The following is a 25,716-nucleotide window of genomic DNA, read 5'->3' as shown; positions in this document are numbered from 1 at the left end:
GGGCGCCCGCGAGGCTCCGCGAGCCCCGGCCGCCGCCAGATGTCCAGACCAGGCAACGGTGAGGTGCCGCCGGGGAGTACGCCCTGGTCGCAGCCTTCGGCGGTGTCAACACTCCGGATATCGGCGCGTGTTGAGGGGATCGGGCAGTTCGGTCCGGCCTTGACGTGGAGCAGTGACTACCGGTTTGCTGTGCGTGATCATTGGGACCATGGGTGGGGCGCGACCAACCCCGCCGGACCGCAATCGTCGTGACTGCGAGGACGCCCCAAAGGGGGCAGAAAGTGGCGTGCGCCGTGGAGGAAGCTGGCGGATGACTCCCCCTCCTCCACCCCTCGGCCGGGCCCGGCAGAGGGACGGGTTGAGCTTCGACCCCGCATACGACGACACCGAACTCGCCAAGGCGCGCGACTCCCTCGCCCACGGCAGATGGGGCGAGGCCCGCTCCCTGCTCACCAGGACCGGTGACGACTGGGAGCGCCGCGGGCACCGGCTCGTCGTCCTCGGCGAGATGCCCACGAGCGGGGCCTGGGCAGAGGACTGGCTCCTCGCGGAGCCCGACAGCGCCTGTGCCTCCGCCCTGTTCGCCTGCGCCACCGTCTCCCGGGCGCTGCGCGGCAAGGCGCACCCGGACCAGGCGCGCGACGCGTGCCGGCGCGCGGCGCGTGTGGCGCCCGCCGACCCGACGCCTTGGCTCGCCCTGCTGATCCTGGTCCGCCGCACCGGCACGGACGAGGAGCGCCTCCAGGTCTTCGACCAGGTGCGCGGCCGCCACCGCGACCACCACCACGCCCACCATCTGATGACCGCCTGCCTGGCGGAGCGTCAACAGGGCGACCGGGACGACCCGTTCCACGAGGTGTACGACTTCGCCTCCTGGGCCGCCGAGCAGGCGCCCGCCGACTCCCCGCTCGCCGTCCTGCCCGTCGTCGCGCACACCGAGCGGTACCGCGTCCTCGCCGAAGCCGGTATCGAGCCCTCCGACCCGGCGCGCTCCGCGCACTGGACCACCCGCAGGGCCCGGCAGGCGATGAAGGCCGCCTTCGACTGGTGGCTGGAATGGGAGGCGGAGGACCACCCCCGAAAGACGGTGGACCTCAACTACCTCGCCCAGGCCAAGGTGTACGAGGGGCGGCTGGCCGAAGCGGCCGCGCTGTTCAACCGGATCGGGCCGTACGCCACGGCCGTTCCCTGGTCGTATCCCGACCGCGACCCGAAAAAAGCATTCCGCGCCGCGCGCCGTGCCGCACTCGGCTCGGCGTAGCGCACTCCGCCCGGCTCCGCAGGAACCCACCACGCCCAGCCACCCCCCACGGAAGGACGCCCCGCATGCTGACGGGCAACAGCTCCGAGATCAGCACGTTCAAAGGCCAGGAGAGAGCGCTGCGCGCCGACCGCATCGGGATGGCGGGGCTGCTGCTGTCGGTCCTGGCGGCCAGCGCACCCCTCATGGTCGTCGCCGGTGTCATGCCCACCACGTACTCGGTGATGGGCATCGTCGGACAGCCGCTCCTGTTCGTCATCCTCGGGGTCGTCCTGGCGCTCTTCGCCTTCGGTTACGCGGAGATGGGCCGCCACGTCCACAACGCCGGTGCGTTCACCGCGTACATCGCCCGTGGGCTCGGCGGCACCGCGGGCGCCGGCGCGTCGGTCGTGGCCCTGGTCGCCTACAGCGCCATGCAGGTCGGCGTCTACGGCATCTTCGGCTTCGAGATCTCCGTGCTGCTCGCCGACCACTTCGATGTCACGGTCGCCTGGTGGATCCCGGCCCTCGTGGGGGTGGCGCTGATCGCCGCCCTCGGCGGACTGAAGATCGACCTCAATGCCCGGGTGCTCGGCGTGCTGCTGCTCATCGAGGTCCTCATGGTCCTCGTCTTCGACATCTCCGCCGTCGCCGACCCGGCCACCGAGGGCCTGTCCCTGCATGCGTTCAACCCCGAGACCCTGACCGGTGCGGGGCTCGGCACGGCGCTGGTCTTCTGCATCGCCGCCTTCGTCGGCTTCGAGCAGTCGCCGGTCTACGCCGAGGAGACCAGCCGTCCCCAAGTCGTCGTCGCCCGGGTCGTCTTCCTCGTCGTCGCCTTCGTCGCCGTCTTCTTCGCCCTCAGTTCCTGGGCCCTCTCCGTCGCCGCCGGCCCGTCGCGGATCGTGGGCTCCGCGCAGGACGCGGGTCCGGGGCTGCTGTTCGCGCTGACCGAGGCGCGGCTCGGTGCCGGCTTCACCGACGCGCTGCACCTCTTCTTCGTCACCGGCATGTTCGCCTGCCTCCTCAGCTTCCACAACGTTGTCGCCCGGTACGCCTTCGCCATGGGCCGTGAGGGGCTGCTGCCCTCGGCGTTCGGCCGGACCAGCCGGGCCACCGGTGCCCCCGCCTACGGCTCCCTGCTGCAGACGGCCGTCTCCCTCGTCGTCGTCACCGCCTTCGCGATCGGCGACGACAAGCCGGCGGGCGATCCCACCGCTCCCGTCCTGCAGTTGTTCACCTGGATGGGCAACGTCGGGGCGCTCGGCATCATCGTCCTTCTGGTGGCCGCCTCCGCCGCCGTCATCGCCTTCTTCGTCCGGCGCGGCGCGGCGCGCGTGCAGGCCTGGCGCATCGCCTGCTCGGCCGTCTCCGGCGCTGCCCTCGTGGTGATCATGGTGTACGCGGTGAAGGACTTCGACGTCCTGCTCGGCGCGGATCCCGACTCCTCGCTGCGCTGGATCCTGCCCGGCATCATCGGGGCGGCGGTGGTCGCCGGCGTCGGCTTCGGCCTCGTCCTGCGCACCGTCAGGCCGCAGGTGCACGCGCGGATCGGGCTGGGCAACGAGGCGTTCCAGCTCCAGAAGGCGGCGGAGTCCGCCTCGTTGCGAAGGGAGCCGGAGACCGCGGGGTGACGGGCGGGGAGACGCGGGGCCGGTGGCGCGCGGTGCGGATACGGCACGGCAGGGCCGTCCGCGGGAGATGACGGAAGTCTGACGGCCGCCGGGAAACGCTGGCCCTCAGCGCCCCGCAGTGCTCGAATCGAGGGGTGACCACCGAAGACACCCCCGCACAGGGCGCGGCGGACGCGAGGAGCGGCAGAAGCGCCGAGCGTGCGGATCCCGCCGGGACCGGTTCCGACGGCCACGGCACGCCCGTCGGACGCCGCGTCGTCCTCGGCATGCTCGGCCTCGGTGCGGCCGGAATCGCCGCAGGACCGTCCCTCCAGTCCGGGTTCGACTCCGCCCTCGGCGCGGCCGCCGACAAGGACCCCACGGGGCTGACCGGTCTGCTCCCCGGCAGCGGCGGCTTCCGCTACTACTCCGTCGCCGCTTCCGTCCCGCACCGCGGCGAACGCGACTACCGCCTGACCGTCGGCGGTCTCGTCGACCGCCCCGCCGACTACGGCCTCGCCGACCTGCGCGCCCTGCCGCAGGACCGGCTGGTGCGCGATGTCCAGTGCGTGACCGGCTGGCGCGTACCCGGTACCCCCTTCACGGGCGTACGGCTCTCCCGGCTCCTCGACGCGGCGGGCGTACGTCCTGAGGCGAATGCCGTCCGCTTCACCTGCTTCGACGGCACGTACAGCGAGAGCCTCACGCTCCAACAGGCCCGCCGCGCCGATGTGCTGGTCGCCCTCACCATGCAGGACAAGCCGCTCTCGCACGGGCACGGCGGCCCGGTGCGCCTCTATGTCGCCCCGATGTACTTCTACAAGTCGGCGAAATGGCTCTCCGGTATCGCCCTCACGCGCGAGGTGCGGCCGGGCTACTGGGAAGAGCGGGGCTACGACGTCGATGCCTGGGTCGGACGCTCGAACGGACGCGACGATGCCCCGACTGCCTGACCGGCCCGACTCGGCAGCCTCTGCCGAGCGCGCCTCCGCCGTGCCCGCGTCCGCCGTCTCCGCCGTACCGGACAGGTCCGGCTCCGCGGACCTCGCCCCGCCCGGCTCGATGATCGCGCGCACCGCCGTACGCGTCCGCCGCTTCACCCGCGCCGAGCGCTGGGTCCACCGGTCCACCGCGGCTCTCATGGGCGTCTGCCTCGTCACCGCGGGCTGCCTCTACCTGCCCCCGCTCGCCGAACTCGTGGGCCGCCGCGCCCTGGTGGTGACCGTTCACGAGTGGTCGGGCCTGCTCCTGCCGGTGCCCTTCCTCCTGGGTCTCGCCTCCCGCGCCTTCCGCGGCGACGTTCGGGTGCTGGGCCGTTTCGGTCCGCACGACCGCCGCTGGCTGCGCGCCGCGCTCCGCCGCGACCACCGCCATTCGTCGCGCCCCGCGGGGAAGTTCAACGCCGGGCAGAAGCTCTACGCGTCGTACGCGGCCGGTGCCGTGCTCGTCATGCTCGGCACCGGCCTCCTCATGTGGTTCACCCGCCTCGCCCCGCTCTCCTGGCGCACGGGCGCCACGTTCGTGCACGACTGGCTCGCGCTCGCCCTCGGCATCGTGGTCGCCGGGCACATCGGAAAGGCCCTCGCGGACCCGGAGGCCCGGCGCGGCCTGCGCACCGGAACCGTGGACGGCCGCTGGGCCCGCCGGGAGCACCCGCTCTGGCGTCCCGACGACGAGCCCGTCGCCTCCCCGCCGGAACCGGTCCCCGCACCACTGCCGGAACCGGCACCCGCACCACCACCGGAACCGGTCCCCGCACCACCACCGGAACCGGTCCCCGAACCGCAGCCGGTACCCGAACCCACGTCCGGGCCGACACCCGAACCGGGTTCCGCCCACCGTCCGCAAGGTGGCAAACCCACATAGTTCCCTCGCGGGTGGTGGACCGCCTCTATGCAGCCGGGTGACCAGCGGGTAGCTTTCCTCCGCCACCAGTTGGTGGAGCACGACGGCACGCCACGTGCCCGGGCAAGGAGGCGCTGTGCGCGAACTCGGCCTTCCTCCCCTGGTGGAGTCACTCAAGGTGGGCGGCCTGGCCGACGCTCTGTTCGAGAATGCGGAACGGACCCCGGACCTGCCGCAGTTCTCCCGCCGTGCGGACCTCGGCTCCACGGAGTGGTCGCCGGTCACGGCCGCCGACTTCCGGCAGGAAGTGATGGCCGTCGCCAAGGGCCTGATGGCCGACGGCATCCGCTTCGGCGACCGGGTCGCGCTGATGTCCCGTACCCGGTACGAGTGGACGCTCTTCAGCTTCGCCGTGTGGTCCATCGGAGCCCAGCTCGTGCCCGTGTACCCCACCGCGTCCTCGGAGCAGGTCCACTGGATCCTCTACGACTCGAAGGCGACCGCCATCGTCGTCGAGCACGAGGACCAGGTCATGACCGTCGGCGCGGTCTGCGACGGCCTCCCGCTGCGCCGTATCTGGCAGTTGGACGCCGGATGCGTGGGCGAGCTGACCGAGCGCGGCCGCGCCGTCGCGGACACGCTGGTGCACCACCGCCGCACGATGGTGCAGCCCGAACTGGCCGCGGCCATCACGTACACCTCGGGCACCACAGGCCGGCCCAAGGGCTGCGTGATCACCCACGCCAACCTCGCGGTGGACTGCGACACCCTGCTCACCGGCTGGGGCTCGCTGCTGGCCGACCCCGGCGTCCAGCCCTCCGTCCTGGCCTTCCTGCCCCTGTCGCACATCTACGGCCTGATGATGCAGGTCGCCTGCGTACGCGGCGGCGTCCGGCTCGGCCACCAGCCGGAGGTCGCCACCCGTACGCTCGTGCCAGCCCTCCGGTCGTTCCGGCCGACCTTCATCTACGGCGTGCCGTATGTCTTCGAGAAGATCTACCACCGGGCGCGCAGGACCTCCGAAGAGCTGGGCCGGGTCGAGCTGTTCGACAAGGCGGTCGAGGTCGCCGTCCGGTACGCGGAGGCCATCGAGCGCCGCGCCCTGGGCACCGGAACCGGGCCGAGCCCCTCGCTCCGCGTCCAGCACGCCCTCTACGACCGCACCATCTACGAGCGGATGCGGGCCGCGCTCGGAGGCCGCGCCCGTTACGCGATGTGCGCCGGGTCCGCGCTCGACCGGAACCTGGCCCTGCTGTTCGCCGGAGTCGGCATCACCATCTACGACGGGTACGGGCTCACCGAGACCTCGGGAGGCGTGACCGCCCAGCCGCTGGGACGCGTACGGTTCGGCACGGTCGGGCGCCCGCTCCCCGGCTGCGCCGTCCGCATCGCCTGGGACGGGGAGATCCTCGTCCGCGGCGACCAGGTCTTCGCCGGCTACCTCGACGACCGGCCGGCCACCGAGGCCGTGCTGCGGGACGGCTGGCTCCACACCGGTGACGTCGGAACACTCGACGACGAGGGCTACTTGACGATCACCGGGCGCAAGAAGGACATCATCATCACCAGCGGCGGCAAGAGCGTGGCGCCCGCGATCCTGGAGGAGCGGATGCGCGCCAGCCCACTCGTCTCCCAGTGCCTCGTGGTCGGCGACAACAGGCCGTACATCAGCGCCCTGATCACCCTGGATCCCGAAGCCGTCGACCACTGGCGGCGGTTGCAGCGCAAGCAGCACCTGGACGCCCGCGCGCTGGCGGCCGACGAGGAACTGCGCGAGGAGATCCAGCGGGCGGTGCTGACGGCCAACTCCGCCGTCTCCAGGGCCGAGTCGATCCGGGCGTTCGACATCCTGCCCGCCGAGTTCAGCGCCGAGGACGGGCTGATGACTCCCTCCCTGAAGCTGCGGCGGGCCGCCATCGTCAAGGCGTACGCGGCCGAGATCAACCGGATGTACGCGGCCCGGCCGTCCGGCTGACGTCCCGTGTGCCTCAGCCCGGCCAGGTCCAGTCCGCGACCTCGGGCAGGTCCGTGCCGTGCTCCCGCACCCAGGCATGGTGGCGCGCCCGGGCGTCCGCCATGGCCTGGCGTACGCCGACGGCGCGTACGCCGAGGCCCGGCACGCGGTCGATGACGTCCATCACGAGCCGGTAGCGGTCCAGGTTGTTGCGGACCACCATGTCGAACGGCGTGGTCGTGGTGCCCGACTCCTGGTAGCCCCGCACATGGAGCTGGGCGTGCCCGCCCCGGCGGTAGGTCAGACGGTGGATCAGCCACGGATAGCCGTGGTAGGCGAAGATCACCGGCCGGTCGCGGGTGAACAGCGCGTCGTACTCCGCGTCCGCCATCCCGTGCGGATGCTGGTCCGGCTGCATCAGGGTCGCCATGTCGACGACGTTGACCACGCGGACGCCGAGATCGGGCAGGTGGTGGCGGAGCAGCCCGGTGGCGGCCATGACCTCCTGGGTCGGCACATCCCCGGCCGCCGCGAGCACCACATCGGGCTCCCGGCCGGTGTGCTCGCTGCCCGCCCACTCCCAGACGCCCGCGCCGCGCGCGCAGTGGGAGCGGGCGTCGTCGAGGGAGAGCCAGTCGAAGCAGGGCTGCTTTCCGGCCACGACCACGTTCACACGGTCGCGGGTGTGCAGGATGTGCTCGGTGACCGCGAGCAGGGTGTTGGCGTCCGGCGGCAGGTAGATCCGTACGACGTCGGGACTCTTGTTGAGCACGTGATCGACGAAGCCGGGGTCCTGGTGCGAGAAGCCGTTGTGGTCCTGGCGCCAGACGTGCGAGGTGAGCAGGTAGTTGAGCGAGGCGATCGGCCGCCGCCAGGGCAGCTTCCCGGAGGTCTCCAGCCACTTGGCGTGCTGGTTGACCATCGAGTCGACGATGTGCACGAACGCCTCGTAACTGGCGAACACGCCGTGACGTCCGGTCAGCAGATAGCCCTCCAGCCAGCCCTGGCAGAGGTGCTCGGAGAGGACCTCCATCACCCGCCCGTCGCGTCTCAGGTGCTCGTCGGTGTCCAGGGTGGCGGCCTGCCAGGCGTTGCCGGTCGTGTCGTACACCGCGCCCAGCCGGTTGGAGGCGGTCTCGTCCGGGCCGAACAGCCGGAAGTCCCGGCGTCCTGCGGTGTCGCCCATGATGCGGGCCAGAAGGGAGCCCAGGACCTTGGTGGGTTCGTGCGAGGCCGTCCCCGGCTTGCCGACGTGGACCGCGAACTCCTCCAGGCCGGGCGTCGGCAGATCCCGCAGCAGCATCCCGCCGTTGGCCCGCGGGTTGGCGCCGAGCCGGGCCGCGCCCTCGGGGATGCAGGCGAGCACCTGGGGCCGGGGCCGGCCCTCGTCGTCGAAGAGCTCCTCGGGGCGGTACGAGCGCAGCCAGCGCTCCAGTTGCCGCAGGTGCTCCGGGTTCTCACGGACGCCTGCCAGCGGCACCTGATGCGAGCGCCATGTCCCTTCGACCGGCTGGCCGTCCACCTCCGCCGGTCCGGTCCAGCCCTTCGGCGTACGGAGCACGATCACCGGCCAGCGCGGCCGCTCCGTGGCACCCTCCTCCCGGGCCGCCCGCTGGGCCCCGGCGATCCGGTCGAGGGCGTCGTCCATGGCGCGGGCCATGGCCCGGTGCACGCGCAGCGGGTCGTCGCCCTCGACATGGAGGGGCTCGTGGCCGTAGCCGCGCAGGAGTTCGTCGAGTTCGCGCTGGGGGAGGCGGGCGAGCACGGCGGGGTTTGCGATCTTGTAGCCGTTGAGGTGCAGGACCGGCAGCACGGCTCCGTCGTGCACCGGGTCGAGGAACTTGTTGGAGTGCCAGGACGCCGCCAGCGGCCCGGTCTCCGCCTCGCCGTCACCGATGACGCAGGCGACCAGCAGGCCGGGGTTGTCCAGTGCCGCCCCGTAGGCGTGCGCGAGCGAGTAGCCCAACTCGCCGCCCTCGTGGATGGAGCCGGGGACCTCGGGCGCCACATGGCTGGGCATACCGCCCGGGAAGGAGAACCGGTGGAACAGACGCGCCATGCCGTCCGCATCCCGCCCGACGTCCGGGTAGGTCTCCGAAAAGCTGCCGTCCAGCCAGGAGTTGGCCATCACCGCGGGGCCGCCGTGCCCGGGGCCCCAGACGCAGATCGCGTCGAGGTCGCGGTTCTTGATCACCCGGTTGAGATGGGTGTGCACCAGGTTCAGCCCCGGCGCCGTTCCCCAATGGCCCAGCAGGCGGGGCTTGATGTGCTGGACGCTCAGAGGCTCCCGCAGCAAGGGGTTGCCCAGCAGATAGATCTGCCCGGCGGAGAGATAGTTCGCGGCCCGCCAGTGCGCGTGCAGGGCGTCGAGTTCTTCCTCGGACGGTTGGGCACGGTCGCCGGCCATCAGTCCTCCACACAAAGGAACCGCGGGACCCGGTACGTGTTCCACGGCCGCTCCACAACATGCGGGCGGGGCCGCCGGATTGCTCCGGCGGCCCCGATGCGCTCGACGGCTCGAAGCGTCAGCCGTTGGCGCAGACGTTGCCGATCGCCGGGTTCAGACCGCCCAGCCCCAGGTTGATCGCGTTGCCGCACGCGTTGATCGGAATGTTGATCGGGAACTGTACGACATTGCCACTCAGAAAGCCGGGGGAACCGATGGCGACGGCCTCGGCGATGGCATTGTTGCCGCCGTCCTCGTCGTCGTCCTTCCACTCTTGGTGCTTGCTGTGGCCCTTGGAGCCGCTGTCCTGAGCCATCGCGGCGCCCGCACCGCCCACGACGAGAGCGCAGCTCGCGACGGTCAGCGTGGCAGCCCTGGCGATTCGCTTCATCACCATATTCCTTTCGGGTTGGGATGGTGTTTTTCCCCGTACGGTCCGATCCGAGCATCGATTCACCACATGGTCACCCGATGAGATCATTCGGGGCGCAGTGCCCATCATGAGCATGAAACTATCCATACGGCGCATGATGTTCTGCCGATCGGGTTGCGAGGGCCTGATTCAGCCAGGGGAGGCTGGTGCCGGAGCCGGTGAACGGGTTGCGCGCGGCGGGCGTGTCGCGGTCGATGAGGAAGGCGGCGTCGCATGGCGCCGGTTCCGGCCTTCCGTGTTTCCGGCGCCCGGCGGCAACCCTTTCGGACCAATTCGGCTTCATCATTCCGGTGGTCGATGCGGCCCCATCGGGCCCGCCGTGCGCCGCAGTTCGGATATTTCGCGGGTGTAGCCGCCGAGTCCGAATGGATGACTACACGCTCGGCCTATTAGCGCGCGTCTGGCGTGATTTGGGGCATATTGATCTGCGATTGTCTGCGCCGGATCTATCGTGCTCAAATCAGAGGAGCAGTCATGCGGGTTAATCTGGTCCGTGGCGGCCGTTACGCATTTTGTGCGTTGTCGGCAGTGGCCGTGGCGGTCGTGCTGCCGCAGTCCGTGGCTGTTCCAGCCGGGAAAGAGGCAACGCAGGTCCCCTTTGTCGAGCGCTACCGCGCGGTCGAGCACGGCGGAATCGTGAGAGCCGCGAACGTGTCGGCCACCTGCGAGTCCGCGGTCACCAAGGCGGCCGTCTCCTGCGCGCAGGTCCAGAAGGGCGGCGCCGGGCGCAACAACAACTACGAGATGACGTACGTCGACGTCGACAAGGACGCCAACACCTACAACTCCAGCCGCGCGGACCTGCGTCTTCCCAAGAACGCGACCGTGACGTACGCCCGCCTCTACTGGGGCGGGAACCTGCTGGCGGGCGAGCACAAGCCGGCGAAGGACAACGGCCGGGTCCTGTTCGCCGAGCCGGGCGGCGAGTACAAGGAAGTCATCGCCGACACCACGATGGGGCACCGCAACGCCGAGGGCGCCGACGCGTACGCCGCCTCTGCCGACGTCACCGACATCGTGCGGTACAGCAACCCCGGAGCCTTCACCGTCGGCCAGATCAACATCGCCAAGGGCCACTCCAAGCCGGGTACCTACGGCGGCTGGACCCTGGTCGTCGCCTACTCCGACCCCGGCGCCCCGCTGCGCACGCTCTCCATCCTCGACGGCTTCCAGACCGTGAACGCCGCCCGCCCCGACCTCTTCCTGGACCTGGAAGACCTGAACATCCCCAAGAACGGCAAGGGCGTCCTCGGTGTCGTCTCCTACGACGGCGACCGGGGGCTGGGCAAGAACGCACTCGCCGTCGCCCGCGACGCGGCCGCCCCCGTGGCCCTGCGCGACGCCGCCAACCCGGCCGACGACGCCATGAACTCGACGATCACCAACAACGGGAAGCCCGCTCCCGGACGGCAGCCCGCCCACGTCAACACGCTGGGCTTCGACTCCGACGTCTTCGACCTCAAGTCCGCCCTCAAGCCCGGTGCCGACGAGCTCACCGTCGGCTTCGGCACCAAGGACGAGGGCTACCACCTCGGCGCCCTCTTCCTCCAGGCGGACACCCGTCGCTGAGCGGCGGGCCCGGCACACACCCCCGGCGGCGGATCGCTGCCGCCGGGGGCACATCTCCCCGGCGGCCGCCCGTCGCCGGGGCTTTCGGTTCCATCCGGTCCGTGTACGGGGAGCGACGCGTGCCGCAACACAAGCGTGAAGGACGCCGGTTGACGGTGCTGCACATCTCCCAGCCCGTCGACGGAGGCGTCGCCAGAGTCGTCACGGACCTGGTGCGCAACCAGATCCGGGCCGGCCTGCACTCCCTCGTCGCCTGTCCGACCGGTGGCGTGCTGGGCGAGGCGGCCGCCGCGGCCGGGGCAGGCGTACTGCACTGGCCCGCCCGCCGCGCACCGGGGCCGCACCTTCCGCTGGAGACCCTGCGCCTGTCCCGCCTCATCCGGCAGACCTCCCCGGACGTCGTGCACGCGCACAGCGCCAAGGCGGGGCTCGCCGCCCGGCTCGCCGTACGCGGCCGCATCCCCACCGTCTTCCAGCCGCACGCCTGGTCCTTCGAGGCCGTCGACGGGACCGCTTCCGAACTCGCCCTGTACTGGGAGCGATTCGCCGCCCGCTGGGCCACCCGTGTTCTCTGCGTCAGCGAGGACGAACGACGGCGCGGCCACGCCGCGGGCGTGACCGGCCGGTGGGCCGTGATCCGCAACGGCGTGGACACCGAGCACTTCCGCCCCGCGGACCGGGCCGCCCGGGAACGGGCCCGGGCCGGACTCGCCGCGCTGAGCGGGCTGCCGCCGCGGACGCCGCTGGTGGTCTGCGTCGGCCGGATCTGCCGCCAGAAGGGCCAGGACGTGCTGCTACGTGCCTGGCCCGGCGTCCTCGACCAGGTCCCCGGGGCCGTACTCGCCCTCGTGGGGGACGGGCCGGCGCGGGAGGAACTCCGCCAAGGGGCGCCTGCGCAGGTCCTGTTCGCCGGCCCGACCACCGACCCCGCCGCCTGGTACGCGGCCGCCGACCTGGTCGTCCTGCCCTCCCGCTGGGAAGGCATGGCGCTCGCCCCGCTGGAGGCCATGGCCTGCGGGCGGCCCGTGGTCATGACCGAGGTGACGGGCGCGCGCGAGAGCCTGCCGTCGCGCCACGCGGCCCGCTGCCTCGTCCCCCCGGAGAATCCCGATGCCCTGGCCCGGGCCGTGGCGGCCCTCCTGCTCCACCCGCGGCTGCGCGACACCCTCGGCATGCAGGCGCAGGAGCACGCGCACGGCGCCCACGACGTACGGGGAACGGCCGCCGCGGTGGACCGCCTGTACCGCGAACTGCTCCGCCCCGCCCCGGCCGTTCACCGTGTGCCGGGCGAATCTCCACCTTCCGGAGGCCGCGGCCCTCTCGATCGATCCGGCCCGTCCCCCGAGAGCAGGGAGCACAGCAGGCGATGACCACGGAGAACGCAGGGGTGTCCCATCCCGGGCGGGTCGTGTCCCTGCTCGGAGAGACAACCCGCCAGGCCCCGCCGGTCTTCGCACCGCTCCGCCCCTTCCGTGGCCCGGCATCGTCCGGGCAGCGGAACGCACCTCTGGTCGGGCGCCTCGCCGCGGTGCTCGCGACCGTCGACTTCCTCGCGGTGGCCGCTGCCGCGCTCCCGCTCGCCGGGCCCGGCCGGATGGCGGCCGCAGGCGGCCTCGCGCTCGCGGTGCAGATGCAGCTGGGCGTACGCGGCGGTCTCTACCGTCCTGGCCTGATGACGACCGCGGTCGACGAACTGCCCCGGCTCATGGGGTACTCCGCGATCGCGTGGTGCATGGCGACGGCCGTTCTGGCGGGCGTACGGCCCGGACAGGCACCGGGCTGGCCCCTGCTGCTGTCGATCGTGGCACTCGACGTCGCGGTGGCGGGCCTGGGCCGGGGCGCGCTGCTCGCGGTGCGGCGCCGGGGACGGCGGACGCGCCCGCACTCCGCGCTGGTCGTGGGCACCGACTCGGCGGGGCGCCGGGTGGCCGGGGCGCTGCACGAGCACCCCGAGTACGGCATGCGCCCGGTCGGCCTGGTCTCCCGCGTCCCGGCTCCCGTCACGGACCGCGTCGTCCCCGCCCGTGACGAGCTACCGAGCCCGGACGGCGGGCCGGTCCGCGAACTCGACCGGGAGCCGGACCGGGAGCTCGTCTCCACTCCGTACCCCGCCCCCGAACTCCCCGTCCCCGTCCTCGCCGCCCACCAGGACATCGTCCGCGCCGTCATCCAGAACACCGTGCAGGACGCGATCTTCACCCGGAACCCCTGGGACGATCCCCACGACGCCGCCCTCGTCCGGTTCTTCGCCGAACTCGGCTGCACCGTATGGCTGGTGCACGGGGAGGCCGCCGCCGATGCCGGCCCCCGGCGCCCCGGCGGGCCCGAACACATCTGGGGCTTCGCCTGTCTGCGCCTGGAGTCGCCGCCCCGTCACCGTCTCGGCATCCTCGGCAAGCGCATGCTCGACCTCGTCATCGCCGCCGTCGCGCTGGTGGTCGCCGCACCCGTGATGCTGGCCTGCGCCCTGGCCGTACGCTGGTCCGACGGCCCCGGGGTGATCTTCCGTCAGGAGCGGATCGGCATGGCGGGCCGGCTGTTCACGGTGCTGAAGTTCCGCACCCTGCGTCCCGCCAGCGAGCAGGAGTCCGCAACCCGGTGGAACGTCGCCGGTGACGCGCGCATGAGCCGCGTCGGCAATCTGCTGCGCCGCACCTCGCTCGATGAGCTGCCGCAGCTCTGGAATGTGCTGCGCGGCGATATGAGCCTCGTCGGACCCCGGCCCGAACGGCCGTACTTCGTCGGGAAGTTCAGCGCGACCCACCCCGGGTACGCGGCGCGTCACCGGATGCCCGCGGGCATCACCGGCCTCGCCCAGATCCACGGACTGCGCGGGGACACCTCGATCGAGGACCGCGCCCGGTTCGACAACCACTACATCGAGACATGGTCGCTCTGGCAGGACATCCGCATCCTGCTGCGCACCGCCGGCTCCCTCTTCCGGCTCGGAGGGAACTGACCATGACGACAGCGCCGATCGCTCTCCAGCCCGCCCGCGAGCGGATCCGGCTCACCTGGCGTGCCCTGCCCGCCGCGGCCACCGTGCTGCTCCTGTGCGTCCCGGTGGGGCCGGACGACGGTACGGTCACGCTCGCCGACGAGGCCTCCGCCGTCCTGGTGGCGGTCTGTGCGATCGCCCTTCTCTGCGACCGGCGGCGCACGCTGACCAGGGCGGGTGTCGCGATCCTGGCCGCACCCATGGTCGGCTTCGCCGTGGCGACCGCCGCCTCCCGCGACCCGATGGCGAGCCTGCCGGGATTCGTGCGCTACGCCCAGGTGTTCGTCCTCGTACCCGCCGCGGTGGTCCTGCTCCTGCGATCCCGCCGCGACTTCCGGTGGGTGGCGGGCGCGGCCGTCGTGACCGCGCTGGGCCAGGGCGCGATCGGTGTCCACCAGTACCTCACCGGCACCGGCGCCTCGTACGCGGGACAGGACATCCGTGCCGTCGGCACCTTCGGTCCGGTGGACGTGATGGGCATGGCCACCGTCGTCGCCTTCGGCACCGTTCTCGCACTGGCCCTCGGCCTCGGCGCCCCCGCGGACACGCCGCGCCGCTTCCGGGTCGCCGCCCTGTCCTGCGCCGGGGCTCTCCTGGTGCCGCTCGTCTTCTCCTTCAGCCGCGGCTCCTGGCTCTCCACGGCCGTCGCCGCGGCCGTGGTGCTGCTGCTCGCCGGGCTGCGGATCGCGATGAGCGCCCTGGCCGTGTTCTTCGCCTCGCTCGTGGTGCTGGTCGGCGGAGTGGGCGTGGGCTCCGCCCTCCTCGACGAACGACTCACCAGCATGACCGAGGTGACCGGCGCGCCCGACCGTTCCGTCACCGACCGGTACGCCCTCTGGGACGCCGCCGTCTCCATCTGGAAGGACGACCCGCTGACCGGCGTGGGCATCAAGGGCTTCCCGGTCCACCGCGACGGCAACGCGTCGCTGGGACTGTCGTCCGGCAGTGACACGGCGGGCGCCGGCCACGCCTTCCGGCGCGAGCCGCTGCTCTCGCCGCACAACATGTATCTGCTCGTCCTCAGCGAGCAGGGCCTCATCGGCCTCACAGCCGTGGCCGGAAGCTGGTCCGCGCTGCTCGTCCTCGGCTACCGCAGGATCCGCCGCGCCCGTCGGGCCGGTCTGCCCTGGGAGTGCGGACTGGCCTCAGTGGCCTTGCTGGTCTATCTGCTCTCCGACTTCGTCTACGGCGACATCGGCGGGCCGACGACCGTCCTGACCGCCGTCATGCTCGGGCTCGCGGCCTGGTGGGCACTCTCGCCCACGGCTGTGGCCCCGCTCCCGGCCGGGCCCGCGCGGGCGACGCCGGTGCTGCTGCCCGCACCGTACGCGCCGGAACCGGCGGCCGCGGCCGCAGTGGCGTCGGCGGCTCCGCCCGAGACGGTTCCTGGGCCTCCCGCCGCGGAGACTTCGGCAAGTCCGGCCGCAGAGGTACCGGCGGCTCCCACCCCAGAGGCACCGGCCGGTCCGGCCGTGGAAGCCGTACGCGCACCGTCCGTTGCTCCCGCTCCGCCGGCCCGCGGCGGTGCCCGCACGCGGGTGTCGCGGGGGACGCGGAAGTCCGGTGCGGCCTCCAGCACCGTGCCCGTGATGAAGGCCGCACCGGCGACGCCGGACGGCCCCCGCCCCGACGCCCCGGCGGGCCGCCGATGACCGACGCCCCCGCCCTGCCGCAGTCGACATCCGGCCGGCCGCCGCGGACGGTGGCCGGTCCGGTGACGCCCGCGCGTCCGTCGAGCGGTGCCTCATCCGGCGGTGCCCCGTCCAATGGCGCCCCGCCGGGCGGCGCGCTTCCCCCGAGCGGCGGCCCCGAGCAGTTCATCGTCAAGGCCGCTGCTGTCACGGCCGCCCTCACTGCCGCCGGGGCTCTTCTCGGCCTGGGGCGCGACCAGTTGGTGGCGGGCCTGTTCGGTGCGGACCGGGAGACGGACGCGTTCCTGGTGGCGTGGACCGTGCCCGAGATCGCGGCGACCCTGCTGATCGAGGACGCGATGGCGCTGGTGATGATCCCGGCGTTCAGCCTGGCGCTCTCGCGGCGGGCCGCTCGCGTGGCCGCTGCCCGGTCCCTGGAAGCCGAAGGAGTCCCGGCAGGAACAGGAGTCCCGGCAGGAACAGGAGCCCCGGCAGCAAGTGGGGCCGGTACGGGAGACGGTGCCGCGGGCGGCCCCGCACGCGACCGCGACGCGGGCCCGGACCCCGTCGGCCGGCTCGTGGCGTCCACCGCGCCCCGGCTGTGCCTCGTGCTGGCCTGTGTCGCCGGTCTTCTCGCCCTCGCCGCGCCCCAGTTCGTACGGTTCTTCGCGCCCGGGCTGCCCGATCCGGCGCTCGCGGTGGACTGCACCCGGCTCACCGCCGTCACTGTCCTGACCTTCGGCATCGCCGGGTACTTCAGCGCCGCCCTCCGCGCACACCGATGCTTCCTGCCCCCCGCCGCGATCTACGTCGCCTACAACGTCGGCATCATCGCGACCGTGCTCCTGATGCACGCCCTGTGGGGCGTGCGGGCCGCCGCGGTCGGGGTCGCCGTCGGCAGTGTTCTCATGGTGCTCATCCAGGTGCCCGCGTTCCTCCGCCAGGTGCCCCTGCGCGTGCGGCGCCGGCGCGCCGCACGGGCCGCCCTCGCCGAGGGGAGCCGGTCATCCGGCAGCACCCCGGACACCAACTCCCGTACGCGGCACGGTGACCGGGCGGGCGATGGCCCCCGGGCAACTGGGCGGCGGGTGGTGCCCCCCGTCCTCGCCGTACTGGCGCCCGTCGCCCTCTTCGCCCTCGGCCGCCAGTCCCAGGTGCTGGTCGAGCGCTACCTCGGCTCCTCGCTGCCCTCCGGCGCCATCTCGCATCTGAACTATGCGCAGAAGGTCGCCCAAGTCCCCATGACCCTCTCGCTGATGGTCGTCACCGTCACCTTCCCCCTGGTCGCGCGCGCCATGGCCGACGGGCAGAAGGAACGGGCCCGGCGGCGTGTAGAACGCGACATCACCCTCGCCGCACTACTGGTGCTCCTCGGCGCCGCGTACGTCATCGCGTACGCCCCCCAGCTCATCGAACTCCTCTTCCAGCGCGGTGCCTTCGACGCCCAGGACACCGACGCCACCGCCTCGGTCATGCGGGTCTACGCGCTCGGGCTGCTCGGTCACAGCCTCACCGGTGCCCTCATCCGGCCGTTCTTCTCCGTGGCCAGGCCCACCTGGGACCCGGCGGCGGCCATGGCCGTCGGCCTGCTCGTGACCATCGCCTGCGCCCGTGCGGCCATCGTCCCCTGGGGCGTCCACGGCATCGCCGCGGCCAACGCCGCCGGCATCACGGTCACCATGCTGCTCCTGCTCTTCGGCCTCGGCCGCCAGGGCATCGCCATCGACATCCGGCGGGTGACCGGCGGCCTGGCCCGGCTCGCCCTCGCCGCCGCGGCGGCCGTGGCCGCGGGCTGGGGCGCCGCACCCCTCTTCCCCACCGCCCTCGGCACGGCAGCGGCCGGCGCTCTGGTCGTACCGGCCGCCTTCGCCGCCGCGGCGCTCGCCGTACGGGCGCCCGAAGTCCCCCTGCTGATCTCGTCCGCGAAACGGAAGCTGCGCCGACATGCCCGCTGAACCCTGGCTGCTGATGTACCACTCCGTGACCGGCTGCACGGAGGACCCCTACCGGATCACCGTCACCCCGGACCGGCTGCGCCGCCAGCTCCGCTGGCTCGCGGGGCGCGGCCTGCGCGGAGTCGGTGTAGCCGAGCTGCTGCGCGAGCGCGCCGCGGGGCGCGGATCCCGTCTGGTCGGCCTCACCTTCGACGACGGCTACACCGACTTCACCGAGAACGCCGTCCCGCTGCTGCGGGAACACGGCTTCCGCGCAACGGTGTTCGTCCTCCCGGGGCGGCTCGGCGGCGACAACGCGTGGGACCCGCTCGGCCCCCGCAAGCCCCTGCTGACCGAGGCGGGCATCCGCGCCGCGGCCGGCGCCGGCATGGAGGTCGGCTCCCACGGCATGCTGCACGTCTCCCTCCCCGAAGCCGACGACAGCACCCTCCTGGAGGAGATCGCCCGCAGCCGTGAGCTGCTCGGCGGGATCACCGGCCGTCCGGTGGAGGGCTACTGCTATGCGTACGGGCACGTCGACGCCCGCGCTGCGGCCGCCGTGCGCTCAGCCGGTTACGACTATGCCTGCGCCATCGACCCCGGCCCGCTCACCGGCCCGTACGCCCTGCCCCGCATCCACGTCGGTGACCGCGACACTTCGCTGCGGCTGACCGTCAAGCGGCTGCTGCACCCCGTACGGCGGCGGGCGATGCCCGTGGCGACCGCCGACGCGCAGGTCGCCGGGGCCGGCCGATGAGAGTGCCGGGCAGAGCGCCGCTGCGGGTGCTGCACATCATCACCGGTCTGGGGGCCGGCGGAGCGGAACAACAGCTCCGTCTGATGCTGCGTCATCTCCCTGTGGCCTGCGACGTCATCACACTCACCAACCCCGGCGCCGTGGCCCGGGGCATCATCAGCGACGGCACCCGCGTCCTGCACCTCGGCATGGAAGGCAACCGCGACCTGTCCGCGCTGCCCCGGCTCGTCACCGCCATCCGCGCCGGGCGCTACGACCTGGTGCACACGCACCTCTACCGCGCCTGCGTCTTCGGCCGGGTCGCCGCCCGGACAGCCGGGATCGAGGCCGTGCTCGCCACCGAGCACTCCCTGGGCGCGAGCTGCATCGAGGGCCGCCCGCTCACCCCCGGCACCCGCGCCCTCTATCTCGCCACCGAGCGTCTCGGCTCCTCCACGGTCGCGGTCTCGGCCACTGTGGCGGACCGGCTGCGCGCCTGGGGTGTGCCCCGCCACCGCATCGACCTGATCCCCAACGGCATCGACGCCCGGCACTTCCGGTACGACCCGGCGGCCCGCGCCATCGCCCGCGCCCGCCTCGACTTCCCCGAACACGCCTTCGTGGCCGGGGGAGTCGGCCGGCTCGTACCCGGCAAGCGTTTCGACATCCTGCTGCGGTCCGTCGCCGAACTGCCCGGAGCCCGGCTGCTGCTCGTCGGCGACGGACCCGAGCGGGCCTCCCTGGAACGGCTTGCCGTACAACTCGGCGTCGAGCGGCGCGTACGGATGCTGGGCGAGCGCGATGGTGCCGTCGAGTGGAGCGCGGACCGGTCCGCCGACATTCCCGGACTCCTCGCCGCCATGGACGTGTTCGTCTCCCCGTCCTCCGAGGAGTCCTTCGGGCTCGCCGTCATCGAGGCGCTCGCCGCGGGGCTGCGCGTCCTGCACGTCATCTGCCCGGCCATCGACGAACTCCAGGCGGACGAGGCACCGGGGGCCCGGCGCATCGCGCTCGGCGTACCGCCCCTGGTCGCCGCGCTCGCCGAGGCCATGCACGAGCACGAACGCGCGGGCGCCGGCGCTCGCCGCCTGCCCGCCCCGCCGGCCGTCGCGCGCTACGACATCGCCCGCAGCGCCGAGTTGCTCGCCGATCTCTACGAACGCACCGCCGCCACCCGTCACCAGGGCGGCCGGGGCGCGTTCCCCAGCCCGTACCACCACGCCCTCGCCGTCTCCCGACCGAAAAGGTGACCGCCGCCATGACCACCGACACCGCAGTGGCCGCAGCCCCGGCAGCAGCAGAGCGCCCGCAAACGAGCCCGTTCGACCGGCTCCTCGCCCTGAGCAGGCGCCTTCCTCCCTGGTGGCCGCTGGCAGTGTGCGTGCTGCTCGGCACGCTGGCGGGCCTGGGCTACGGGGCAATCAGGACACCGAACTACGCGGCCACCAGCTACGTGGTCGTCAACCCCGAACGCGGCGCCGACACCGCGACCGCCCTGGGATTCGCCCACGCCTACGGCCGGGTCGTCACCAACGCCGCCGTTCTCGCCGACGCCCAGGCGGCCACCGGCATCCCCGCCAACGACCTCCGCAACCGCGTCCAGGCCGTGACCTCCCCCGACGCGCCCATGATCGAGATCGTCGGCAGCGACGCACGGGCCGACAAGGCGGCGTCCAACGCCAACGAGGTGGCCCGCGCCCTCACCGCGTACGCCAACGCCTCCGCCACCAGCACCGGCGTACGGCTCTCCGTGCTCTCCAAGGCGCCCACCCCCACCGCCCCCGCCTCGCCCTCGATCTGGATCGCCGGTGCGGTCGGCGCCTGCGCCGGCGGGCTCCTCGGCTGTCTGCTCCTGCTCGTCAAGCCCTCCGGACGCCGCGGTTCCGCCGCGGTGGCTCCCGCGCCGGCACCCCTCACGGCCGCGCAGCCGGCGCGGGAGGCCACACGGTGACGGCGGATACGGAAGCGGCGTATAAGGAAGCGGCTCCGGCCCGGACCGCCCCGGCCGTCACCGGACTGACGGTGCGGCTCTGCCGTGACCCGGACCGCTTCGCCTCCCTGGAGCCGGAGTGGGACCGGTTGTACCGGCGGTGCCGCACCGCGACCCCGTTCCAGACGCACGCCTGGCTCCACTCCTGGTGGCTGTCCTACGGCGCCTCGGCGCGGCTGCGCCTGCTGCTGGCGTACCGGGGGAACCGGCTCGTGGGCGCGGCGCCGCTGATGATGACGTACCGTCCGCTGCCCGCTCTGGTCTTCCTCGGCGGCGGTATCTCGGACTACCAGGACGTGCTGATCGACGACAGTTGCGCGGGCGCCGCGGCGGCCGGGCTGGCCGGCGGGCTGCGCCGGGCCGCGCGCAGGGCTGTGGTCGATCTGCGCGAGGTACGGCCGGGAGCCGCCGCCGAGCGCGTCGTACAGCTCTGGCGCGGACCGGAGCAGCGGCTCGGGGACTCGGTCTGCCTCGAGCTTCCCGCTCTGCCCTTCGACGCCTTGTTGCGCCGGCTGCCCGGCCCCGCGGCCCGCAGGTCGCGGGCCAAGGTGCGCAAGCTCGACGCGCTCGGGGTCGAGTATCGCGGCGTGCCCGACCCGGAGGTGCCCGAGGCGGTCCTCGCCATGCTCCGGTTGCACTGTCTCCAGTGGCAGGGCCGCGGAGTCACCCCGGAGCACCGCAGGCCGCGCTTCGCCGAGCATCTGGTGCGAGCCGTCGGGCGGATGGCCATGACCGGCGACGCCGTGGTCACCGAGTACCGGCGGGGGAGCCGGGTGCTCGCCCTCGATGTGACACTGACGTCCCCGGAACTCGCGGGCGGCTATCTCTACGGCGCACATCCCGAACTGCGTGCGGCCAAGGCCGACATCACCACCATGCTGCTGCGCCACGACTCCGATCTGGCCGTCGAGTCCGGCCGCGGCACGTTGAGCCTGCTGCGCGGCAACGAGGATTACAAGCACCACTGGCGGCCGGTCACCGTCGTCAACCAGCGTTTCCTGCTGGCCCGGGAGGAGTTGGCCCCCGCCCTGCGGCTGTACGCCGGGCAGATCGCGGGCCGCGCCCGGCTCGCCGAGGCGGCCCGCAGCCGCTTCCCGGCCCTGCTGCTGTGGCGGAGCAGACTGAACAACGTGCGTGCCGTCGCCGGGCGTACGGCCGGCGCGGGCCGCGCCGCACGCTGAGATCGCGTGGATTCGCGGGGGATTCGCAGGGATTCGCACAGACGGTGGTCGGTGCCCGACGCAGGGCTCTCCCGGTACCGGCGGTCGGCGCCGACGCAGGCGTTCCCCGTACCCGGTGGGCGGGCCCCTGGCACCCGCCCGCGCTCCCGGCCCGCCCCCATGGCCGGCACAAAGCCAACCGCCAGGATCCCTGAGTCCTTGGCCCTTAGCCCTTAGCCCTTCGGCCAGTTGAAGCGAATGCACATGTCGTCTCTGCCCAGGAGCGACTCGCCCCACGAACCCAGATGCAGATTCATGCAGTCGGCCTCCTGCTCCCGTGCGTCCCGCCCGGTGAACTGCTGGCGCCTAAAGACCTGGGACGCCCTCGGGTTCGTCCCGCACCTCCAGATGCCGTGCGGGCAGTAGTCCGTAATGGTGTGGTAGGCGGGCGGATGCTCGGCGATCCAGTCCAGCATCCGCCGCATGTACTCGGGGTTGTCCCCGTTGCGGAAGAGACCCCATTCCGGGTACGAGATGGGCTTGTTGTGCTCCCGCGCGAATTCCACCTGGTCCCGCAGGCCCATGCGCTGGTTGATGTGGTCGTCGAAACCCCGCCCGGGCGGCTGGTCGTAGGAATCCATTCCGATGATGTCGACCACATCGTCGCCCGGATAGCACTCGGTCCAGGGAATGGCGTCCTCGCCGCGGCTGGGCGCGTAATCGAAACGGAAACGCTGGCCCGGAACGGAACGCATCGTGGTGACGATGCGCCGCCAGTACGCCTGCCATCCTCGAGGATTCGGCGCACACCGGCTGGTGTACGTGGTCCCGTTCATCTCCCAGCCCAGCACGATCACCGTGTCCGGCACACCGTGCCCCACGAGCCGGTCCGCCAGCGTACGGAAGACCCGGTCGAACTCGCCCCCCGCGCCACGCTCCAAAAGCTCGGCGACCTCCTCGTCCGGAACACCCTCCTCGTTGCGCTCGAGCATCGGGACGTTCAGCACGAACAGACGGTCCGGCTCCGAGCGGCGCCACCGCGACCAGGGCTCCAGCAGGGACGGGCTTCCCTCGATGTCCGCCCAGCGTTGGCCGGGAAGATAGGTGTGCCCCACTCGCATCTCGGAACCGCCCAGCCATTGCTGCATCGCCGTCATATGGGCGACGCCCTCGGGCCCGGACCCCAGAAAGGCCCCCCACGGCACACCCGGCACCGGGTTCGTCATCGGCACGTTCTCGTCGAAGGGGACACTGCCGGCGGTCTCCGGGATCACCGGTTCGGCGGCCGGATCCCCCATGGCAGAACCGGCGAGAAGGACCCCCACGGCGACTGCACCGAGGCACGATACGGCCAGCCTCCGAGGATGGCGCAACATTTACTACTCCTTCCGGCGTGCAACCCGCGCGGCATGCATACCCGACGAATGCAATTGGGACGTATTTCGAAGATTCCATCGCCCGCACGGCCTATTGATCCCGAAGGGGAGCAGTGCACCACCGAACCCTCACGCGTCCAGCCCCGCGTCCCGATCTCGACACCGACGTGCCGGCACTGCTGATCCGCCTTGATCAGAACCCCTTTCACCACGGAACGCTGGGGGCCGTCCGATCTCTCGGCCGCGCGGGAATCGAGGTGCACACGCTCGTCGAATCGGCAGCGAGCCCGGTGAACCGCTCCCGTTACGTCCACCGTGCGCACCGCTGGCCCTCCGGTGGCCCCTCCACCGCACGGCTCTATATGACTCTGTGTCAGATCGCCGAACGGATCGGCCGGCGGGCCGTGCTGATCCCTATGGACGACGTCAGCGCCATCGTCGTAGCCGCGCTCGAAGAGCGGCTGACCGACTCGTATCTGATGGCAGGTCAGCCTGTCGGCCTGCCCGAGCGCGTCGCCGACAAGGCCGAGCTCGCCCGGGTGTGCCGGGCCACGGGCGTACCTCATCCGACCACCGTCATCCCGGAGAGCGCCGCCGAGGCCGCCGCTGCCGCCGCCGAACTCGGAGCACCCGTCGTGGCCAAGTGGAGCCGGCCCTGGCTGCTGCCCCGTGCCGCCGGACTGCGCAGCACCACGCTGATCCACACCCCCGACGAGGCCCGCGCGCTCTACGAGCAGAGCGGCCGGGCCGGCAGCCGGCTGCTGCTGCAGCGACACCTGGCGGGCGGCCGGGACACGGACTGGTTCTTCCACGGCTGCTTCGGCGAGGGGTCCGCCTGCCTCATCGGCGGGGCGGGCCGCAAGGAGCTGTCCTGGCCGGTGGGGACGGGCCTCACCGCCGTCGGTACCTGGCTCCCCAACGAGGAAGTGGAAGCCACATCCCGGAAGTTGGCCGAGCAACTCGGCTACCGGGGGATCCTCGATCTCGACTTCCGCCGTGACCACACCACCGGCACCTACCACCTCCTCGACTTCAACCCGCGCCCCGGCGCCCAGTTCCGGCTGTTCACCGACGGTGCCGGCCTGGACGTCGTACGGGCCCTGCACCTCGATCTGACGGGGCGACAGGTCGAGGTCCCCCTGCCACGGCCGGGGCGGGTCTTCGTCGCGGAGAACTACGCCCTGCTGTCCGGCATGGCCACGGCCGCCGCGGCCGGTAGGCGGAACCGAACCCGCCAGGGACGGGCCAAGCGCCTCTACCGGAACCCGGAGACGGCCTGGTTCGCCTCCGACGACCCCGCCCCGTTCGCCGCCATGGCCGCCGCCTGGCTGGGGCGGGGCGGCATGAAGGGCCTGCGCCGGCTGCGGCCGAGGCCCACCGCTGTCGCGGCCCTGTGAGACGGGCGTACGTCCGCCTCGCGTACCGACCCCGGGGCCGCAAGCCCTCACGACGATCGCTTCATGACAAGAGAGCGGGAACCATCCATGTACGACCTGGTAGTCGTCGGCGCAGGCCCCTACGGACTGTCGGTCGCTGCCCACGCGGCCGCGACCGGACTGCGGCTTCGCGTGCTCGGCCGTCCGATGGCCTCATGGCGGGACCACATGCCGCCGGGCATGTTCCTCAAGTCGGAACCCTGGTCCTCGAATCTGTCCGACCCGACCGGTGACCGCACGTTGTCCGCGTACTGCGCCTCCCGCAACCTGCCCGCCCAACACGGCACACCGGTCCCCATCACCACCTACAGCGACTACGGGATGTGGTTCGCCCGGACCGCCGTCGAGCGCATCGACGAACAGACCGTCACCTCCGTACGCCCCAGCGGCAGCGGCTTCGTGATCACCACCGACGACGGCGAGGCCATCCCCACCAGGACGGTCGCACTCGCCGCCGGAGTCATGCCCTTCGTCAACCACCCGCGGCCGCTCACCGTGCTCCCCGAGGGGCTCGCCTCGCACAGCAGCCACCACAGCGACCTCTCCCGCTTCAAGGGCAAGGACGTCACGGTCATCGGCGCCGGACAGGCGGCCCTGGAGACCGCGGCCCTGCTGGCGGAGGAGGGCGCCATCGCCCGGGTCGTCGCCCGAGCCGGCCGGCTCAACTGGAACACCCCGCCGCAGCCGCTGAACCGCAGCCTGCTGCGCTCGCTCCGCGACCCGCACTGCGGCCTCGGCACCGGCTGGCCGAGCTGGGTCTGGTCCGAGATCCCGTGGGCCGTCCGCCACCTCCCCGGCCCCACGCGCGTACGCATCGCGGACACGGCCCTCGGCCCCGCCGGCGCGTGGTGGCTGCGCGACCGCTTCGAGAGCGCCGTCCCCGTCCTGCTGGGGCACCGGCTTCGCGCGGCCTCCCCGTCGTCGGGCGGGGTGCGGCTGGACCTGACCACCCCTGCGGGTGCGCGGACCGCGCTCGAGACCGAGCACGTCATCGCCGCCACCGGCTTCACCCCGGACCTCGCCCGTCTGGAGCTGCTCGACCAGGAGGTGCGGGACGGTCTGCGCCGCGTGAGCGGTGGACTCGCTCCGGATCTGAACGGCCGGTTCGAGTCCTCGCACCCGGGCCTCTTCTTCGCGGGCCTGCTCACCGCGCCGTCGTTCGGACCGGCCATGCGCTTCGTCCACGGCGCGACGTTCACCGCCCAGCGGCTGGTGAACGGGGTGCGGCGCAGGCTCGGTAACTGATAGGCAGTCAGGGCCGCGGGCCGAGGGTCGCACCCTCGCCCCGCGGCCCCCGTGCGTCAGCGGTGAACCGCGTCCCCCGCGTCACGCCGCCCGCCCGGCCGAATTCGCCG

17 protein-coding genes and 2 pseudogenes are annotated in these 25,716 nt (G+C 72.5%); 16 read left to right on the top strand and 3 right to left on the bottom strand.

Annotated features, from left to right (window positions below; all coding sequences use genetic code 11):
• Positions 1 to 310: 310 nt before the first annotated feature.
• From ACGFNH_RS07740 to ACGFNH_RS07720, 5 genes and pseudogenes are all read left to right on the top strand, one after another.
• A complete protein-coding gene (locus ACGFNH_RS07740) occupies positions 311 to 1,261 on the top strand; it encodes a hypothetical protein (protein WP_393652111.1) in 951 nt (316 codons plus the stop codon).
• A gap of 65 nt (positions 1,262 to 1,326) precedes the next feature.
• Positions 1,327 to 2,874: an APC family permease gene (locus ACGFNH_RS07735; protein ID WP_393652110.1), complete on the top strand. Its 1,548-nt coding sequence runs from the start codon at positions 1,327 to 1,329 to the stop codon at positions 2,872 to 2,874.
• A 266-nt stretch (positions 2,875 to 3,140) separates the two neighbouring features.
• Positions 3,141 to 3,806: a molybdopterin-dependent oxidoreductase gene (locus ACGFNH_RS07730; RefSeq protein ID WP_393652248.1), complete on the top strand. Its 666-nt coding sequence runs from the start codon at positions 3,141 to 3,143 to the stop codon at positions 3,804 to 3,806.
• 109 nt (positions 3,807 to 3,915) lie between these two features.
• Positions 3,916 to 4,521, top strand: a pseudogene (locus ACGFNH_RS07725) (cytochrome b/b6 domain-containing protein); the annotation flags it as partial.
• 313 nt (positions 4,522 to 4,834) lie between these two features.
• Positions 4,835 to 6,673 (top strand): AMP-dependent synthetase/ligase, encoded by a 1,839-nt coding sequence (locus ACGFNH_RS07720; protein ID WP_393652109.1) that lies wholly within the window; start codon positions 4,835 to 4,837, stop codon positions 6,671 to 6,673.
• A 13-nt stretch (positions 6,674 to 6,686) separates the two neighbouring features.
• Here the strand turns inward: ACGFNH_RS07720 and ACGFNH_RS07715 are convergent, their stop codons facing one another.
• Together ACGFNH_RS07715 and ACGFNH_RS07710 are read right to left on the bottom strand one after the other, a co-directional pair.
• On the bottom strand, positions 6,687 to 9,059 hold the full coding sequence (locus ACGFNH_RS07715; RefSeq protein WP_393652108.1) for a phosphoketolase: 2,373 nt from the start codon (positions 9,057 to 9,059) through the stop codon (positions 6,687 to 6,689).
• 118 nt (positions 9,060 to 9,177) lie between these two features.
• Positions 9,178 to 9,489, bottom strand: coding sequence for a chaplin (locus ACGFNH_RS07710; protein WP_393652107.1), 312 nt, complete (start codon positions 9,487 to 9,489; stop codon positions 9,178 to 9,180).
• Positions 9,490 to 10,005: 516 nt separating this feature from the next.
• Between ACGFNH_RS07710 and ACGFNH_RS07705 the strand changes: the two genes are divergently transcribed.
• The 9 genes and pseudogenes from ACGFNH_RS07705 to ACGFNH_RS07665 all read left to right on the top strand — a co-directional run bounded on the left by ACGFNH_RS07705 (position 10,006) and on the right by ACGFNH_RS07665 (position 21,570).
• On the top strand, positions 10,006 to 11,100 hold the full coding sequence (locus ACGFNH_RS07705) for a DUF3344 domain-containing protein (RefSeq protein WP_393652106.1): 1,095 nt from the start codon (positions 10,006 to 10,008) through the stop codon (positions 11,098 to 11,100).
• 119 nt (positions 11,101 to 11,219) lie between these two features.
• Positions 11,220 to 12,470, top strand: coding sequence for a glycosyltransferase family 4 protein (locus tag ACGFNH_RS07700; RefSeq protein ID WP_393652105.1), 1,251 nt, complete (start codon positions 11,220 to 11,222; stop codon positions 12,468 to 12,470).
• Positions 12,467 to 14,059: a sugar transferase gene (locus ACGFNH_RS07695; protein ID WP_393652104.1), complete on the top strand. Its 1,593-nt coding sequence runs from the start codon at positions 12,467 to 12,469 to the stop codon at positions 14,057 to 14,059. Before ACGFNH_RS07700 ends, ACGFNH_RS07695 begins: the two co-directional genes overlap by 4 nt.
• A gap of 2 nt (positions 14,060 to 14,061) precedes the next feature.
• Positions 14,062 to 15,372 (top strand): annotated as a pseudogene (locus ACGFNH_RS07690) (O-antigen ligase family protein); the annotation flags it as partial.
• 374 nt (positions 15,373 to 15,746) lie between these two features.
• On the top strand, positions 15,747 to 17,684 hold the full coding sequence (locus ACGFNH_RS07685) for a lipid II flippase MurJ (RefSeq protein WP_393652103.1): 1,938 nt from the start codon (positions 15,747 to 15,749) through the stop codon (positions 17,682 to 17,684).
• Positions 17,674 to 18,420 carry a polysaccharide deacetylase family protein gene (locus ACGFNH_RS07680; RefSeq protein ID WP_393652102.1) on the top strand — a complete coding sequence of 249 codons (747 nt, stop codon included), beginning with the start codon at positions 17,674 to 17,676 and terminating at the stop codon, positions 18,418 to 18,420. The genes ACGFNH_RS07685 and ACGFNH_RS07680 overlap by 11 nt, the downstream gene beginning before the upstream one ends.
• A 2-nt stretch (positions 18,421 to 18,422) precedes the next feature.
• The gene (locus ACGFNH_RS07675; protein ID WP_393652101.1) at positions 18,423 to 19,649 is read left to right on the top strand and encodes a glycosyltransferase; all 1,227 of its coding nucleotides are present in this window, start codon (positions 18,423 to 18,425) and stop codon (positions 19,647 to 19,649) included.
• A gap of 8 nt (positions 19,650 to 19,657) precedes the next feature.
• The gene (locus tag ACGFNH_RS07670; protein ID WP_393652100.1) at positions 19,658 to 20,350 is read left to right on the top strand and encodes a lipopolysaccharide biosynthesis protein; all 693 of its coding nucleotides are present in this window, start codon (positions 19,658 to 19,660) and stop codon (positions 20,348 to 20,350) included.
• On the top strand, positions 20,347 to 21,570 hold the full coding sequence (locus ACGFNH_RS07665) for a GNAT family N-acetyltransferase (protein WP_393652099.1): 1,224 nt from the start codon (positions 20,347 to 20,349) through the stop codon (positions 21,568 to 21,570). The genes ACGFNH_RS07670 and ACGFNH_RS07665 overlap by 4 nt, the downstream gene beginning before the upstream one ends.
• Positions 21,571 to 21,782: 212 nt before the next feature.
• Here the strand turns inward: ACGFNH_RS07665 and ACGFNH_RS07660 are convergent, their stop codons facing one another.
• Complete coding sequence (locus tag ACGFNH_RS07660; RefSeq protein WP_393652098.1) at positions 21,783 to 22,925, bottom strand: glycoside hydrolase family 26 protein; 1,143 nt, start codon at positions 22,923 to 22,925, stop codon at positions 21,783 to 21,785.
• Positions 22,926 to 23,182: 257 nt separating this feature from the next.
• Here ACGFNH_RS07660 and ACGFNH_RS07655 point away from each other — a divergent pair, with 257 nt between their 5' ends.
• The gene (locus tag ACGFNH_RS07655) at positions 23,183 to 24,322 is read left to right on the top strand and encodes an ATP-grasp domain-containing protein (protein WP_393652097.1); all 1,140 of its coding nucleotides are present in this window, start codon (positions 23,183 to 23,185) and stop codon (positions 24,320 to 24,322) included.
• An 87-nt stretch (positions 24,323 to 24,409) separates the two neighbouring features.
• Positions 24,410 to 25,606: an NAD(P)-binding domain-containing protein gene (locus ACGFNH_RS07650; protein WP_393652096.1), complete on the top strand. Its 1,197-nt coding sequence runs from the start codon at positions 24,410 to 24,412 to the stop codon at positions 25,604 to 25,606.
• The last annotated feature ends 110 nt before the right edge of the window (positions 25,607 to 25,716 follow it).

Source organism: Streptomyces sp. NPDC048639, from assembly GCF_043199075.1.
Taxonomy (GTDB): domain Bacteria; phylum Actinomycetota; class Actinomycetes; order Streptomycetales; family Streptomycetaceae; genus Streptomyces.
The sequence above is the reverse complement of the archived record's forward strand: the minus strand, read 5'-3'. Positions and strand labels throughout refer to the sequence as shown.

Coding starts and splice junctions, on each gene's coding strand:
- ACGFNH_RS07740 (WP_393652111.1), top strand. CDS start 311: ATGACTCCCCCTCCTCCACCCCTCGGCCGGGCCCGGCAGAGGGACGGG.
- ACGFNH_RS07735 (WP_393652110.1), top strand. CDS start 1,327: ATGCTGACGGGCAACAGCTCCGAGATCAGCACGTTCAAAGGCCAGGAG.
- ACGFNH_RS07730 (WP_393652248.1), top strand. CDS start 3,141: ATGCTCGGCCTCGGTGCGGCCGGAATCGCCGCAGGACCGTCCCTCCAG.
- ACGFNH_RS07715 (WP_393652108.1), bottom strand. CDS start 9,059: ATGGCCGGCGACCGTGCCCAACCGTCCGAGGAAGAACTCGACGCCCTG.
- ACGFNH_RS07710 (WP_393652107.1), bottom strand. CDS start 9,489: ATGAAGCGAATCGCCAGGGCTGCCACGCTGACCGTCGCGAGCTGCGCT.
- ACGFNH_RS07705 (WP_393652106.1), top strand. CDS start 10,006: ATGCGGGTTAATCTGGTCCGTGGCGGCCGTTACGCATTTTGTGCGTTG.
- ACGFNH_RS07695 (WP_393652104.1), top strand. CDS start 12,467: ATGACCACGGAGAACGCAGGGGTGTCCCATCCCGGGCGGGTCGTGTCC.
- ACGFNH_RS07685 (WP_393652103.1), top strand. CDS start 15,747: ATGACCGACGCCCCCGCCCTGCCGCAGTCGACATCCGGCCGGCCGCCG.
- ACGFNH_RS07680 (WP_393652102.1), top strand. CDS start 17,674: ATGCCCGCTGAACCCTGGCTGCTGATGTACCACTCCGTGACCGGCTGC.
- ACGFNH_RS07670 (WP_393652100.1), top strand. CDS start 19,658: ATGACCACCGACACCGCAGTGGCCGCAGCCCCGGCAGCAGCAGAGCGC.
- ACGFNH_RS07660 (WP_393652098.1), bottom strand. CDS start 22,925: ATGTTGCGCCATCCTCGGAGGCTGGCCGTATCGTGCCTCGGTGCAGTC.
- ACGFNH_RS07650 (WP_393652096.1), top strand. CDS start 24,410: ATGTACGACCTGGTAGTCGTCGGCGCAGGCCCCTACGGACTGTCGGTC.